At 49.3% G+C, this 14,940-nt stretch carries 10 protein-coding genes; 6 read left to right on the forward strand and 4 right to left on the reverse strand.

What is annotated here, in order from left to right; all coding sequences use genetic code 11:
• Positions 1-316: 316 nt before the first annotated feature.
• From E2R66_RS10420 to E2R66_RS10435, 4 genes are all read right to left on the reverse strand, one after another.
• Positions 317-1,654 (reverse strand): TldD/PmbA family protein, encoded by a 1,338-nt coding sequence (locus E2R66_RS10420; RefSeq protein ID WP_133229119.1) that lies wholly within the window; start codon positions 1,652-1,654, stop codon positions 317-319.
• A 3-nt stretch (positions 1,655-1,657) separates the two neighbouring features.
• Positions 1,658-3,292 carry a TldD/PmbA family protein gene (locus E2R66_RS10425; protein ID WP_133229117.1) on the reverse strand — a complete coding sequence of 545 codons (1,635 nt, stop codon included), beginning with the start codon at positions 3,290-3,292 and terminating at the stop codon, positions 1,658-1,660.
• A gap of 67 nt (positions 3,293-3,359) precedes the next feature.
• On the reverse strand, positions 3,360-3,989 hold the full coding sequence (locus E2R66_RS10430) for an RDD family protein (RefSeq protein WP_133229115.1): 630 nt from the start codon (positions 3,987-3,989) through the stop codon (positions 3,360-3,362).
• Between the two features lie 38 nt (positions 3,990-4,027).
• Positions 4,028-4,654 carry a DUF4159 domain-containing protein gene (locus E2R66_RS10435; protein WP_133229113.1) on the reverse strand — a complete coding sequence of 209 codons (627 nt, stop codon included), beginning with the start codon at positions 4,652-4,654 and terminating at the stop codon, positions 4,028-4,030.
• A gap of 672 nt (positions 4,655-5,326) precedes the next feature.
• Here E2R66_RS10435 and E2R66_RS10440 point away from each other — a divergent pair.
• The 6 genes from E2R66_RS10440 (at position 5,327) to E2R66_RS10465 (ending at position 14,939) form a co-directional block, all read left to right on the forward strand.
• On the forward strand, positions 5,327-6,322 hold the full coding sequence (locus E2R66_RS10440; protein ID WP_133229111.1) for an AAA family ATPase: 996 nt from the start codon (positions 5,327-5,329) through the stop codon (positions 6,320-6,322).
• A gap of 96 nt (positions 6,323-6,418) precedes the next feature.
• Positions 6,419-7,297 (forward strand): DUF58 domain-containing protein, encoded by an 879-nt coding sequence (locus E2R66_RS10445; RefSeq protein ID WP_240049280.1) that lies wholly within the window; start codon positions 6,419-6,421, stop codon positions 7,295-7,297.
• 466 nt (positions 7,298-7,763) lie between these two features.
• Positions 7,764-9,239: a BatA domain-containing protein gene (locus E2R66_RS10450; protein ID WP_158288371.1), complete on the forward strand. Its 1,476-nt coding sequence runs from the start codon at positions 7,764-7,766 to the stop codon at positions 9,237-9,239.
• Complete coding sequence (locus E2R66_RS10455; protein WP_133229105.1) at positions 9,232-11,346, forward strand: DUF4175 family protein; 2,115 nt, start codon at positions 9,232-9,234, stop codon at positions 11,344-11,346. Before E2R66_RS10450 ends, E2R66_RS10455 begins: the two co-directional genes overlap by 8 nt.
• Positions 11,343-13,118 carry a hypothetical protein gene (locus tag E2R66_RS10460; protein WP_133229103.1) on the forward strand — a complete coding sequence of 592 codons (1,776 nt, stop codon included), beginning with the start codon at positions 11,343-11,345 and terminating at the stop codon, positions 13,116-13,118. The genes E2R66_RS10455 and E2R66_RS10460 overlap by 4 nt, the downstream gene beginning before the upstream one ends.
• Before the next feature lie 183 nt (positions 13,119-13,301).
• The gene (locus tag E2R66_RS10465; RefSeq protein ID WP_133229101.1) at positions 13,302-14,939 is read left to right on the forward strand and encodes a TldD/PmbA family protein; all 1,638 of its coding nucleotides are present in this window, start codon (positions 13,302-13,304) and stop codon (positions 14,937-14,939) included.
• The last annotated feature ends 1 nt before the right edge of the window (position 14,940 follow it).

Consider the following 14,940-nt stretch of genomic DNA (forward strand, 5'->3'; position numbering starts at 1 on the left):
TGCAAAATAGTAATTCTTCGATATAATTGCCGGTTCTTCATTAACAAACGCAGTCATTGAACGAAGCAACCTCTAGGCTATCGATAGCCACTCATTATGAACACTTTGCGTGGTGGTTTGTCATGCGTAGAGATTGCTTCGTGCCTCGCAATGACGCAGTGGCTAGGGCTTCGTGCCTCCCAATGACGAATTGGCAAATATAGAGGCCGGTAAACATTTTGCTTACCGGCCTCTCTTATTTAGATTTTTATTGTACGCTAACGCTTACAACGATGAGGGTTTTAAAAACCACTCACCACTCTCTACGCACCACTCACTAAACCGCATCCGATAACGACGTAAACGTAAACTCTTTAATCCGCATAGGCGGTATCAGCGCGCTTTGGCTACTTTCGCCGCTTACGGTGCGTTCTGGTTTGCCCAGTGCATCCAGGTTGTTCAGCATAATCACCGGGCTTTCGTTAAAGCGCAGGTTTTTGATGGGGAATTTTATCTGTCCGTTCTCGATGTAAAAAGTACCGTCGCGGGTAAGGCCGGTAAACAGCAGCGTTTGCGGATCTACCGGGCGTATGTACCATAGGCGGGTTACCAAAATGCCTTTTTCTGTACCTTTTATCAGGTCTTCCAGCGTTTGGTTGCCACCATCCATGATGATATTGCCCGGGTAGGGGATTGGTGCAACGCCTTTCTTCTGCGCCCAATAGCGCGAATAGTTAAAATTCTTCACCACGCCTTTTTCTATCCAGCTGCGTTTTACCTGCGGCTGACCATCGCCGCTCCAGCTGCTGCTGGGCAGGTCGGGATGCCATGGGTCGGTATAGATATTGATGCGTTCATCTACCAGTTTTTCGCCCAGTTTGGTTTTACCGCCGGGTTTGCTCAAAAAGCTGCGGCCTTCGTCTGCACTGCGGGCATCAAGGCTACCGTACAATTGCTCCAATAAAACAATACCTGCTGCAGGCTCCAGTATTACGGTGTATTTACCCGGCTCAATAGCGCGGGCACTTGCCGAGCCACTCGCCTTTTGCGCAGCAATTTTAGTAAAGGCCAGGGTATCCAACTTGGCAACATCGTTGTAATTTTTTGTGGAGTAGCCCGAGCCCTGGCTATCCGCCGTCCGCAGCGTAACCGAGAAGTTGATATCGGTTGAGGTATTGTAAGCAAACAACCCATGCGAGTTCATCATGGCCGAAAAGCCTGTGCTGTTTTGCAAAAAGCCGGCGGCGGTCAGTTTATTCTCTTTGGCTACATTAAGGCTTTGCGCTACCATATCCGTGCGTTGCGCGGGAGTGATGGCTGCGGTTGCAGGTACGAACATCTTGGCACTGGGGGCATAGGTTTGCGGACCTAAAAAGGGCATATACTCCGGGTTCTCCGGGGCCAGTTTCGCCAATTCTTCAGAGCGTTTTACGGCTGCAGCTATGGCTTCGTCTGTATATTCATTAAGGGTTACGATGCCCAGTTTTTTGCCAAAGGCAGATGAAATGGCCATGCTGCTTGAGCTTAACGCGCCGCTGGTTGATACCGAATTGCGGGCGTAACGTATATTGGCAGAATCGGAGCCGTTAAGGCTTATTTCACATTCGTCGGCTTTGGAGTAGCTAAGCGCCTTTTTCAGTATCGCTTTGCATTCGTCTTCAGTTAGGATAGCCATATCTTAAATTTTTCTTGCTGTGTTAATTACGTTAACCCCTTTGAACAGGGCAGTTGATGAACCATGCGATACCGCGCTGCTTTGCATCGGCTGGCCCTTACCATCAAAGAACGATCCGCCCAAGCGGTAGTCGTTTTTATCGCAAACGGCGGCGCAACTGTTCCAAAATTCCTGCGTGTTGGCCTGGTAAGCTACATCATTCAGCATACCTACTATTTTGCCGTTCTTTATCTCATAATAAAGCTGCCCGCTAAACTGGAAGTTGTAGCGCTGCTGATCGATAGAGAAAGAACTATCGCCGATGATGTAGATGCCTTTCTCTACCTTGCTGATCATCTGCTCCACATTAAGCGGGGTTTTACCCGGTTGCAAGGATATATTCGGCATGCGCTGGAACTGCACATCCTGCCAGCTTTGCGAATAACAGCAGCCCTGCGATTCGGTAAGGCCGATGATATGTGCCTGATCGCGGATGGCCTGGTAATTTACCAGTATGCCGTCCTTAATAATATCCCATTGCTTGGTGCCTACGCCCTCATCATCATAACCCACCGCGCCAAGCGAACCCGGCTGCAGTTTATCAGCTACGATGTTTACATGCTCGCTGCCGAATTTGAATTTCTTGGATTCCCATTTATCCAGCGTCAAAAAGCTGGTTCCGGCAAAGTTTGCTTCGTAACCCAGCACACGGTCGAGTTCGGAAGGGTGACCAACCGATTCGTGGATGGTGAGCCACAAGTGGCTTGGATCGAGCACCAGATCGTATTTGCCTGGCTCAACCGATTTTGCTTTGAGTTTTTGTGCCGCCTGCAATGCCGCTGCGCCTGCATCTTCCAGCATGTCGTAGCGGTCGCGGTACAGGGTAGTTTGGCTCTTTATTTTATCGCTTTCGCGGGGGATCAAGTACTCATAACCCATGCCGCGCGGCGCGCTAAGGCTGCTGCGGGTTTCAAACTTGCCGCTCTTTTCGTCAACTTTCGTAATGCCAAAATATGGCCATATACGGTGGATGTCCTGGTCGATGTACGAACCATCGGTGCTGGCGAAGTATTTCTGTTCGTTCACAAAAAACAATACCGACTGTGCATAGCTGGCACCGTTTTTAAAAGCGGCATCATTTACAGATAGGAGCAGGTCGGTTTTGTCCTTCATTGGCACCTCGAAAGCGTTCTTTTCGATAGGCGTTTTCCAGCTTACCTCGCCATAGCCTTTTTGCGGAGCCAGGCGCACAGGCTCGCTTTGTATGCGGGCATTTTCTTTAGCTATGGCCACAGCCGTTTCGGCGGCTCGGGCTATGCTGTCGTTATCCAATTTATCGGTAGCGGCAAATCCCCAGCAGCCATTGGCAATAACGCGGATGCCCATGCCGTAGCTTTCGGTATCCACAATATTCTCAATGTTTTTATCGCGGGTAACCACAAATTGGTTAAGGTAGCGGCCAATGCGCGCATCGGTGTAGGTAGCGCCTTTTGAGCGGGCTGCGTTGAGGGCAACATCGGCCATTCGCTTTTTAAGGGCTACATCAACATCGCGCAAAACGGTGCCGGGCATTACGGGATGGCCCATGGCGGTCATCCTGCTGAGCATGGTGGCGCTGATGCCCATGCCGGTAAGGTAAAGGAAATCTTTTCTTTTCAAGGTGATACGATTAAAAGCCTAATATAAGCAACCTGACTGAGGTTTTATCAGCCCAGGATGTATTTTATTACACGTCGCGGCGGATAACGTAGGTTTTGGCAATCATATCGTGCCAGGCCTGGCGGCGTTCTGTCCAGAGGATAGGCAGGAAACCTATGTTAAGCGGCAAGCTTGATAAAATTTTGAAAAAATTGCGTAATAATGCCCTGCCAACACCAAGCCTGCGGCCATCGGCATCAACTACGGCAAGCCGGCATAATTTCTTGCCGATGCTGCCGCGCATCGGGGTAGATTCGCAGAGCGTGTTATATAGAGCCAATAGCACATACAGCGCCATGCTGAATTTCAAGCGTTCGATAGCCTGCTCCTGGTTAGGGTTTTCGATATTGAATGATTTGGAAAGCTCCAGCACATAATCCTGCGCAACAAGAGAAAGCACTATCGAAATAATAAACAGATCCAAAAAATAAGCCAGCAGCCTTATCCAAAAGTTAGCCAGATTGCCTTCTGTAGGGAAATATATACCTCTATCCTCAAAATACTCAAATAATTCAGGGATGTACGATGCTTCCTGCCATTCTTCGTTACCTGGCGTTAAAACCATCGTGTCCACATCAAGGTCCAGCGCTAATAATTCTTTAAGCGTGTAAGGGCCCGTTTGCTGGCCATTGTCCTGTATGTAGTAAGTATCGTTCATTGTATAGTATTAACCATAGCAAACATAGGTAAACCGCATCATGAATTCATGGCGTAAACAATAATATTCACCCCGAATTTGGTGTTGTCCTCTGCCAGGAAGCGCTTATTGCGGAAATCGTAATCCCATTCGCAGCCATAATCCTTGCTGCTGTACAATACGGCTATGCGGTCATCTACTTCTATAGCCTTAAGGTAATCATGCACCAGGTCGTCGCCCCAGCCGTTGAGTTCGAAAGACGTGGTAGGCGGCCCTTTATCGAAGCTGAAAAAGGAATGGTAAAGCTTATGGTTGTTGGGTATCTTTTTTAAGGCAGCCGGGCCAAACAGCACAGCCATTTGCGCCTCGAAGGATTTGGCGAACAATCCGTCGATATCGTGGTTGCAATCATCTACGAATACAAAGCCCCCGTTCTGCACGTATTTTTTGAAGTTTGCCTTTTCCTTCGTGTCGAACTGTACCAGTTTGTGGCCGCTAAGGTAACAGAAGGGGTAATTAAAAATATCGTCGCTGCTGAGGGGAATAACCTTTTCGTGCGGATCGATGGGGATGGTGGTGTATTCTACTAGTGAATTGAGCAGGTTTGAGGGCATGCGCTGGTCGGTATCCCAATCGCCGCTGTGGTAACTTAACCTGGTAAAAGTAAACTTTGCGCCCTGTGCCATCAATTACAAAACCCTAAAATTAGGATAAAATTATTGCCCGCCCTGTATCAAAAGCTAACAAGGTTGTAAAGTTTTAGATACTTTGTTGAGTTTTTGATAAAAAAACTGGGTATTTAGTTAAAAGGGTAATATCTTGTGAGGGGAATCCGTAGAGGTGGTTAATGCCCGGACAGCGATGGGTTTGAAACCTTGGGTGTTCGAAACATGGCGGTTAAACGATTACCGATTGATTTGAACGCGGTTAAACCCTAATGCAGCCGTAGTCCGTCGACTAAAGTCGACGGCAATGAAGGTGGGTTGCGGTTATAGGCGCAAACCCACCTTCATTGCCGCTCCATTTATGGAACGGATGAGCAATGCTAAATATAAATGGCAGCGAACTTTCAAGGTTACATACCCATCGCTATGCAACGCAATGGTTGCCTTGCCGCTTTCCCGTTTACTCACCCCGGGTTCGCTTCGCTGCCCGACCATCTCTTCCTGCGGAAAAGAGGGTGAGCTTCTTTTTTAACCCTCTTTGCGAAGCAGAGAGGGTCGACGCCCGCGCATGCGGGCCGTCGGGCCTGCCTGTCGGCAGACAGGGTGAGTCAAATAACGACGCATGCCATATCGATTGGTTTCAAACCCATCGCTACGGCAAAAGGATTTAACAATAATATAAACACGATAAGATTGGAACTTACCGAGACTAACATTAAAGCCCTGCTGGCCAAATTGCCGCAGTTAAAAACCGAGATACAAAAGGTAATCGTAGGGCAGGATCATATATTGGATGAACTACTGGTAGCCTTTTTGGCTGGCGGACATTGCTTGCTGGAGGGCGTGCCCGGTCTGGCGAAAACGCTCATCGTAAAAACCATGTCGCAAGCGCTGCACCTCTCGTTCAGGCGCATACAGTTTACGCCCGATCTGATGCCTACGGATATCATTGGCACCGAGATATTGGAGGAGGACCATGCCACAGGTAAACGCTTCTTTAAATTCAATAAAGGGCCTTTGTTTGCCAATATTATACTGGCGGATGAGATAAACCGCACGCCGCCGAAGACGCAGTCGGCCCTTTTGGAAGCCATGCAGGAATTTGAAGTGACCTACGGCGGGCAAACTTACCCGCTGGATAAACCTTTCTTTATCCTGGCCACGCAAAACCCCATTGAGCAGGCCGGCACTTATCCGCTGCCCGAAGCACAGCTCGATAGGTTTTTGCTGCTGATAAAAATTGGCTACCCAACCGAGCAGGAAGAATTTGCGATACTGAACCGCACCACCGGCACCAAAAAGGCCGACGTGAAAGCTGTTATCACCGCCGAAGAAATCACCCAAGCGCAAGAACTGGTGAGGCAGGTAACTATCAATGAGGATCTGACGCGCTATGTGAGTCAGATCATCCGTGCCACCCGCCCCGATACCACCGAAGTTGCCTATATAAAAGAATGGGTGCGCTGGGGCGCAGGCCCGCGCGCAGGCCAGGCGCTGATACTAACGGCTAAAGCGCGCGCGTTGTTAAAAGGCAGGTATTCGGTATTGATGGAAGACATCCACGCCATGGCCCCGGCCGTATTAAGGCACCGCATCCTAATGAACTTCAAAGCCGAAGCCGAGGGCATCAATTCTGACAGGGTAACGGAGGAGTTGTTGAAAGTGATAGAACGAAACGGCAGCATATGAATAGTCAGCCCCACCCAACCCTCCCCGGAAGGGAGGGCTTTGAAGCCCATTACAAAAAAGTCTCCCCTTCCGGGGGAGATTTAGAGGGGGCTGCCCATGCTTAACCCTAAAGTATTAATGACCATCAAAGATTTGCCATTACTGGCGAAAACGGTTATTGATGGCTTTATGAATGGGTTTAACAAAAGCACCGTAAAGGGGCCCGGACTGGAATTTAGCCAGTACCGCAGCTATCAGCCAGGGGATGATTTAAGGTGGCTGGACTGGCGTATGTTCGCCCGCAGCGACCGGTATTACATCCGCGAGTCGGAGATTGAAACCAGTATCTCTGTAAGGTTTTTGGTAGATGCCAGCGCATCCATGAACCATGATGATGATGGAATTAAGAAAATAGATTATGCCAAAGCCTTGACGGCATCGTTGGCTTACCTGGCCAACCTGCAGGGCGACAGCGTTGCACTGAACGTGTTTAAGGATGGCGAGTTGTTCTCGCTCCCCTCTAAGCCAGACCCTCAGCATTTGCAACGTTTATATTATCACTTGCAGGGTGTCGAGCCATCGGGCACATTTACCAAGCCCATACATTATAAAGAACTTTTTGCCGGGAATGGCCGCAAGGAATTGCTGGTTTTTATCACTGATATGTACCAGGCTGACGGTGAGATTGATGCCCTGCTCAGCTCGCTGGCGGCATTGAAGCACGAATTAATCGTTTTCCACCTAATGGGGCAGAACGAGCTGGATTTCGATTTTAAAGGATACACTACATTAGAGGATTTAGAAACAGGTGACACGATACAGGTGAACACCCAACGCGCAAAAGATGCCTATACCGAACGCCTGCAGGGGCATCTGGCCGCAATCCGCTCAGCGCTATTGGGCAAACGTATATCCTACCGCATGCTGAGCACATCGCAACCACTGGATATAGCCCTGCGGGATTTTCTGGTACAAAGGAAGAAGGGGGCTTTATGACGGGAATATCAGGTTTGGCATTTTGTCATGTTTTTTTTAAAAACGAAGTTTTTCGAAAGGATTTTTTTGCTCCCCTCTCGAGAGGGGGTGCGCCAGGCCGCGCGGTGGCGGGGGTGTGTTCGCCGCCAAGCAATTGCGAAAAGCTCGACGCAGAGAACACACCCCTCCACCCCTCTCAAGAGGGGAATCGCACATCCCATGCTTTTTTTAGTTTTGCCTACTCAGGGTTTCAATATCTAGTGGCCTTGTTCGCGTCGCGAGTCGACTCACCCCCCGCCCCCTCTCTACTTCGTAAAGAGGGGGAGACTTGGTGGCTATTTTTCTTCACCCTCTTTGCGGAGCAGAGAGGGTCGACAAGCGATAGCGATGTCGGGGTGAGTCAACTCTGCAAGCGGACATTAGCGCTATGCTCGGCACACCAGGGTTTCAAAACCACCCCCCATTCACTACTCACCACTCCCCAAAGATGAGTTTCCTATCCCCCATATGGTTCATTGCACTGGCTGCCCTTGGCATTCCGGTACTGATACACCTATGGAATATCCGCCCGGGCAAAACGCTTAAGGTGGGTAGCATCTCGCTCATTACCGAAGCATCCAAAACCACCAGCCGCAGCTTTAAGTTATTGGAAATCCTACTGCTTATTTTGCGCTGCCTGCTGTTGGCCTTATTGGCTTTCTTTTTGGCCGGACCGCTGTGGGCCTGGTTTGCGCCGGAAAAAAAGGCCAAAGGTTGGGTGCTTATTCCCAAGGAAAACTTAAAAGAAAGCTATCAAAAATTCAAACCACAGGTTGATTCTCTGCTGAAAGCAGGCTTCGAGTTCCATTACTTCAATAAAGGTTTTACCACCGCAGACCTGAAGCCTGTATTGGCAGATACCACCCTAAAAGATACCGTTACGCAGGCCAATTACTGGCGCCTGGTAAAACAGCTGGACGAAAAAGCGCGTGGCGTGCCACAAATCTACCTCTACACACCAAATGGCTTATGCCACTTTACCGGTAGCAAGCCGGTAATTAAATCGCGTATAAATTGGTCCACCTACACCCAGGCAGATTCTACCAGCCGCTGGATTGCGGGCGCCTGGCTCAATAATTCGGGCGAGGTTAAGGTACTGCTGGGTAACAGCAACCCGCTGGGAACGCAGTTTAGCGAAATGCAAGTCGAGGCCGGCGGCGATGGCGATTTGCAGCTAACTGTGCAAAATGGAAGGCCATTGGTGAGCCTGAAAGGGGCGAAGCAGCAGGCGATAGCTGTGGATACCTCCAGAATCAGCGTTGCCATCTACACGGATAAATATGCTTTGGATGCGCATTACCTGCAAGCTGCGTTAAAGGCTGCCACCGCGTTTATGGGGCGCAAGGCTGTGGTGAAACAGTACGCATCGCCAAATCAAATCCCCGCAGGGCAAACCTGGTTATTTTGGCTGAGCGATATGCCGGTTGATGGCCGCTTAGCAACAAATTGCAAGAATGTTTTTCAGTACGAAGGTGACAAAACACTTGATGTGCATACCGTAATAAACCTTGGTGATATTGCCTTAACAAAACGTACTACCCATATGGACGAGGGTACCGTGTTATGGCAGGATGGCTTCGGCTGGGCATTGTTGAGGCGGGAACAAGCTGATAGAACCAATACTTATCACTTTTACACCCATTTCAACCCCGCCTGGAACGACCTGGTTTGGAACGACGCTTTCCCCAAACAAATATTGCAATTACTGAACGATAAGCCCTATGCCCTGCCTGCGGAAAACGAAAAGCGCGTGCTAAGCCATCAGCAATTAATGCCGTATTACATAATCAATAGCTATACGCCATCGTCCATAACTGCCACTGATCCAAAAGATATATCGCCGTATTTTTGGCTATTGATCGTATTCGTATTCGCTGCGGAGCGTTGGTTATCCCACAGAATAAAATCTACCACCAATGGCTAAGCAGGCATTACATAAAATAGATGCGTTGCGCCGCCGCTGGGTTGTTTACCAGGTGCTGGCCGATGCGGCTCTGTCGGCAGCCATTGCGCTGTTAGCTGCTGGCGTGTTTTTGTTGCTGGGCTGGTTGGTGTGGTGGGCTTTCCCGGTGTTTTGGAGCGTGTTCAGTATCATGCTGGTCCTGCATTGCCCCTGGCGCATCGGCAACCAAAAAATCGTGAGCTTTCTTGATAGGGAGTATCTGGAATTGCAGGAGAGTACGGGCTTGCTGTTACTGCCTGCGGAGGAATTGAATGTGTTGCAGTCGCTGGCGCGCGCAAACACTGAGGAAGCATGGGCCAACTTACAGGTAGGCCATAAGCTCTTCGCCAAACGCTTTTTGCGCTCGGCTTTGTTGATGGCCTTAGCAGCATTGTTTTTTATCGCGATTGTAATACTGTACCACCCCGCAAATGGCGGCAATAGCCGAACAAGAGGAATAGGCATTGCTGAGCAAAAGTTTCCGATGGAAAAACCCCTCCCGCAGATAGACGGTATCGGCGTTACTATTACTCCACCCGCTTATACCCGGAGGGCGCAACGCAGTCAGGATAGGTTCAACATTTCCGTGGAGGATGGCGCAAGCGTAAACTGGCACATCAGTACCAATGTGGCCGTTAAGCAGCCGTATCTGTTATTTAATGATAAGGAGCGTATCAGCCTGAGAAATACCGGCGAAGGTAAAACCTGGCAGGCCGCAAAAACCATCAGCGGGCCGGGCTATTACCAGGTAAGCATCGATGGCAAGCTGTCGGAGCTTTACCAGGTGCAGGTGATAAAAGATGCGCCGCCGGTGATACAAGTCAAAACACCCAAGCCCTATACTTACATTGATGCCGGCGAGGCACAGCGCGTCACTATTGATGCTGCCCTTACAGATGATTACGGCATTGCCAATGCGCAGATTATGGCTACGGTGGCAAAGGGCCGTGGCGAGGGTGTTAAATTCAAGGAATATAAACTGAATTTCAATACCGTCTTTACAGGTCAGCCCCAATACGATGCGCAAAAACTGGTAGATCTGCCCGCCTTAAATATGGAACCCGGCGACGAGCTGTACTTTTACGTGCAGGCCCGCGACACGCATCAGCAGCAAAGCCGTACCGATGTATTTACCGTTGCCGTACAGGATACTGCCGAACTGCTCAGCATGGATGGCATCCTGAGCGGCGCTAACCTCAAACCGGAGTTTTTCCGCAGCGAAAGACAAATCATCATCGATGCGGAGCAATTGTTGAAGGATAAAGACAGCATCACGGTTGAAAAATTCAACGCCCGTAGTAATGATCTGGGTATCGACCAAAAACTGTTGCGCCTGCGTTACGGTAAGTTTTTAGGCGAAGAAGATGAAAGCCAGGAGGTACCCAAAACCAGCGATGGCGTGGCCGACCCGGCAGATTTCAGCAACGCGGCCAAAATATTAAAGGAGTACACCGATGATCACGATAAGGCCGAAGATGCGCAGTTTTTTGAGCCGGCCATTAAGGCGCAATTAAAAGCCACCCTTACCGAAATGTGGAAAGCCGAGCTGCAATTGCGACTATACAAACCACAGGCAGCATTGCCATTTGCCTACAAGGCTTTGCGTTTGCTGAAAGATTTGCAACAAAAATCACGCTCCTTCGTGGCTAAAACTTCCTATAACCCATCGCCCATCAAACTGGATAAACGCCTCACAGGTGAATTGGATAAGATTATCCAACCGGTAAATAAGCAAGAAATAAAACCTGCGGGAGATGCTTTCGGGGCCCTCCGCAAGGCCATAGAGGTATTGGAACAACTAAAAGCCAAACCCACGTTAACTACTGCAGATGCCCGCGTATTGCAGGTAGCCAACCAGCAATTAAGCTTGCGCGCATCGGCGCAGCCTGGGACTTATCTCTCGGCTTTAGGTGCTATGCGCAGGATATTATCGGCACAAAAAATAAGTGCAATAGATATTGGTGTGGTGGAACGCGCTATCCAAATAACCATAACGGCACCTCAAGTGCTGCCATCTGCAAAGGCACAACCGGCGGATGGTGGGTTATCGCGCAGCTATTATAAGAACCTTAAAAACGCCAAGCCATGATGCAAGTCAATTGGATTTATATGGTTATCGGACTTTGCATATTGCTGGCGGCGTTCGCGGTTTGGCTGGAAATCCGTCGCGCCAATAAAAAACGGTTAGCCTTACGGATGTTTGCAGTGTTAATTGCGGCTATTGCGCTGGCTTGTTTGGCACTACCGCTAAGTTATCAAAAAGAAGCAAAGCAAAATGACAGGGAGGCGTTTGCCCTGCTCACAACAGGATTTGCTGCCGATAGCATCCCCGCAAACGCACGGTTGTTTACCTGCGATGCGACTATTAAAAAGGCATATCCACGTGCCATGTTTGTTCAAGGCTTAGATATGCTGACTGATACCTTGAAGGACTACCCCCTGCATATTTACGGGGATGGCTTGAATAAAAGCCAACTGGATGATTTGGGTAACCTGCCTGTGATTTTCCACCCGCAAGCATTACCCGCAGGCGTAAGCCATATCAGCTGGTCCCAAAAGCTAAAGGCAGGCAGGGTCTTGCAGGTACAGGGCACTTACCAGAACCCATCGGCACAAAAAGTAACGCTGTTGCTGAAAGGATTGAATACGATTTTAGATACGGCCACAATCCAACCAAAGGGCCGAAGGAACTTTGAGCTGATGGCTACGCCAAAATCAAACGGTAAACGGGTTTACCAGGCACTGTCGGTTGCCGGCGGCGATACCGTTCTGCAGGGTAGCATCCCATTCAGCGTAGAACCGGTGAAGCCTTTAAGGGTATTGTTGCTTTCCGCGTCGCCCGGTTTCGAAACCAAATTTTTAAAGGGATGGCTCAGCAGACAAGGCTATGCCGTGGCCGCGCGTTCGGCTATCAGCAAGGATAAATTCAACAGCGAATACATCAATATTAAACAACTGCCATTGGATAGGCTTACAGCCTCAACTCTCGCGCAATTTGATGTGGTGATAGGCGACCTGTCCACTCTCAACACTCTGGGCGGTGCGGACGCCGCTTCCCTAAGACATGAAGTAGAAGATAGCGGTCTCGGCATCATTATGCGGGCGGATAGTACCGGCAAAACATCATGGCTGCAAAAAGATTTCCTGCTGGAAAATATCCAGGGTAAAGAGGTATTTTCTGCGCTTAATATCAACGGTAAAAGAAGCTCATCAGCTAAAATAGGTAATGGTACAACAGGCATCCGCTATCATGAAGGCACGCAGCCGTTGATTATGGGCGCCCAAGGCAGGGTACTGGCAAGCAGCAGCATTGCAGGGCAGGGGAGATTGGTGTTCAGTACTTTGGGTAATACCTATAGTTGGGCATTAGGTGGCAACCAGCAGGATTATGCTGCGGTATGGAGTGCCCTAATTAGTAAGGCCGCCCGCAGAGACACAAGCGCAAACATACCGATAGAAGTTGATGCTATGCCGTTTGCGGGCCAGCCTGTGCAGCTACACATTGCAAACGGTGTAAGTTCGCCAATCAGTATAAACGGCGAGGTGCTGGCCCCTGAGCAAAATCCTGCGATGCCTTTTGAATGGTCGGCACGCTATTGGCCAAAGGAGGCAGGTTGGCAATCCCTAAGGCATGATAATATCACTGATTGGTTTTACGCCTGGCCGCAAACCGAATGGAAAGGTGTACAAGCGGCTGCGAAAACCGCCGCCACGCAGCAATATGCAGCGGGCCATACGCCGGGCAGTATTGTAACGAAACAGATACATCAAAAACTTCGGATTGAAGTGCCGAAAATTTACTTTTATATCCTGCTGCTGGTAGCTTGTGCTTTCTTGTGGGTAGAGCGGAAGTGGTTGTGAAAATATCGCGCGATATAAACTGCGCCTGTTCAAGCGTCCACGCTTGAATAATAATCTTTGTAAGCGTCCACGCTTACTTTTTAACTGCGACGGGAGCGAGGACGCTCCAAAATGTGTTTCGGTCAAGCGGGGACGCTTGACCGGGCGGTAGAATAACAATACGATGATTAAACGTATCATAATATGAGAAGAAGAGACTTTATTTATTTAACAGGGCTTGGCGCAGCGGCAACCGCACTCCCCAATCTCGGCGCATTCGGTAAAACTATCGATGTGCAGGATGCCCTGAACCCGGTGGATGCCAAAATTAAAAAGGAGCTGGCCGACGCCGGGCTAAACGCCGCTAAAGCAGCCGGTGCAAGCTACGCCGATGTGCGCATTGGCCGCTACCTTAACCAGTTTGTGATCACCCGCGAAAACCGGGTGCTGAACGTAGCCAATACCGAAAGCTATGGCGTGGGTATCCGCGTTATTGCCAATGGCTGCTGGGGCTTTGCGGCTACTAACGATGTAACCAAGGATGGCATTGCCAAAACCGCCAAACGTGCGGTTGCCGTTGCCAAAGCCAATGCCAAACTGGGCAGTGCGCCGGTACAACTGGCTCCCCAAAAAGGCTACGGTGAGGTAAGTTGGAAAACACCCATCGAAAAGAACGCTTTTGAGGTACCCATAAAAGAAAAGGTAGACCTGCTGCTTGGTGCCAACGCCATTGCCATGGGTGCCGGGGCTAATTTTGTTAACTCTACCATCTTTGCTGTAAATGAGCAGAAATATTTTGCTTCTACAGATGGTTCCTATATCGATCAGGACATTCACCGTTTATACCCCAGTTTTACCGTAACAAAAATAGACCCTACCAAAGGTGCTTTTGAAACCCGCAGTGCGCTTAGTTCGCCGGTAGGTATGGGTTATGAATATTTAACGCCTCTTGCTGCTGAAACGGTTGGCGGCGTAACGCCCCGGTATAAAAATCGCTATGATATGCTGGAGGATATGAAATTTGCTACCAAACAGGCAGGCGAAAAATTGACCGCAAAATCTGTAGAGCCCGGCAAATATGATCTGGTGCTCGATCCAAGCCACCTCTGGCTCACCATACACGAATCGGTAGGCCATCCAACTGAACTTGACAGGGTATTAGGTTACGAAGCCAATTATGCCGGTACCAGCTTTTTAACCTTAGACAAGTGGAAATCAGGTAATTTTAAATTTGGTAGTGATAAGGTGAATATTGTAGGCGACAAAACGCAGGTAGGCTCTTTAGGCGCGGTTGGTTATGATGATGAAGGCGTAGGTACCAAAAAGTGGGACATTATTAAAAACGGTGTGCTGGTAAATTACCAGGCCATCCGCGATCAGGCGCATATCATCGGCCTGAAAGAATCTCAGGGCTGTTGCTATGCACAAAGCTGGCAGGACGTACAATTTCAGCGTATGCCCAATGTTTCCTTACAGCCTGGCGCAGGTAAGTTAAGCGTGGACGAAATGATCAAAAACGTAGAGAAAGGCGTTTATATCATTGGTAATGGGTCGTTTTCTATAGATCAGCAACGCTACAACTTCCAGTTTGGCGGCCAATTGTTTTACGAAATAAAAGAAGGTAAAATAGTGGGCATGCTGAATGATGTATCCTACCAGGCCAATACGCAGGAGTTCTGGAATAGCTGCACCCAGGTTTGCGACGAAAGCGATTACCGCCTTGGCGGATCGTTTAACGATGGCAAGGGGCAGCCGGGACAAAGTAGTGCGGTATCGCACGGCTCGGCCACAACAAGGTTCAATGGGGTTAACGTAATCAATACAAAAAGAAAAATCGGTTAAA

The sequence above is a fragment of the Mucilaginibacter psychrotolerans genome, assembly GCF_004519315.1.
Lineage (GTDB): Bacteria > Bacteroidota > Bacteroidia > Sphingobacteriales > Sphingobacteriaceae > Mucilaginibacter > Mucilaginibacter psychrotolerans.

Coding starts and splice junctions, on each gene's coding strand:
- E2R66_RS10420 (WP_133229119.1), bottom strand. CDS start 1,654: ATGGCTATCCTAACTGAAGACGAATGCAAAGCGATACTGAAAAAGGCG.
- E2R66_RS10455 (WP_133229105.1), top strand. CDS start 9,232: ATGGCTAAGCAGGCATTACATAAAATAGATGCGTTGCGCCGCCGCTGG.
- E2R66_RS10435 (WP_133229113.1), bottom strand. CDS start 4,654: ATGGCACAGGGCGCAAAGTTTACTTTTACCAGGTTAAGTTACCACAGC.
- E2R66_RS10445 (WP_240049280.1), top strand. CDS start 6,419: ATGCTTAACCCTAAAGTATTAATGACCATCAAAGATTTGCCATTACTG.
- E2R66_RS10450 (WP_158288371.1), top strand. CDS start 7,764: ATGAGTTTCCTATCCCCCATATGGTTCATTGCACTGGCTGCCCTTGGC.
- E2R66_RS10460 (WP_133229103.1), top strand. CDS start 11,343: ATGATGCAAGTCAATTGGATTTATATGGTTATCGGACTTTGCATATTG.
- E2R66_RS10465 (WP_133229101.1), top strand. CDS start 13,302: ATGAGAAGAAGAGACTTTATTTATTTAACAGGGCTTGGCGCAGCGGCA.
- E2R66_RS10430 (WP_133229115.1), bottom strand. CDS start 3,989: ATGAACGATACTTACTACATACAGGACAATGGCCAGCAAACGGGCCCT.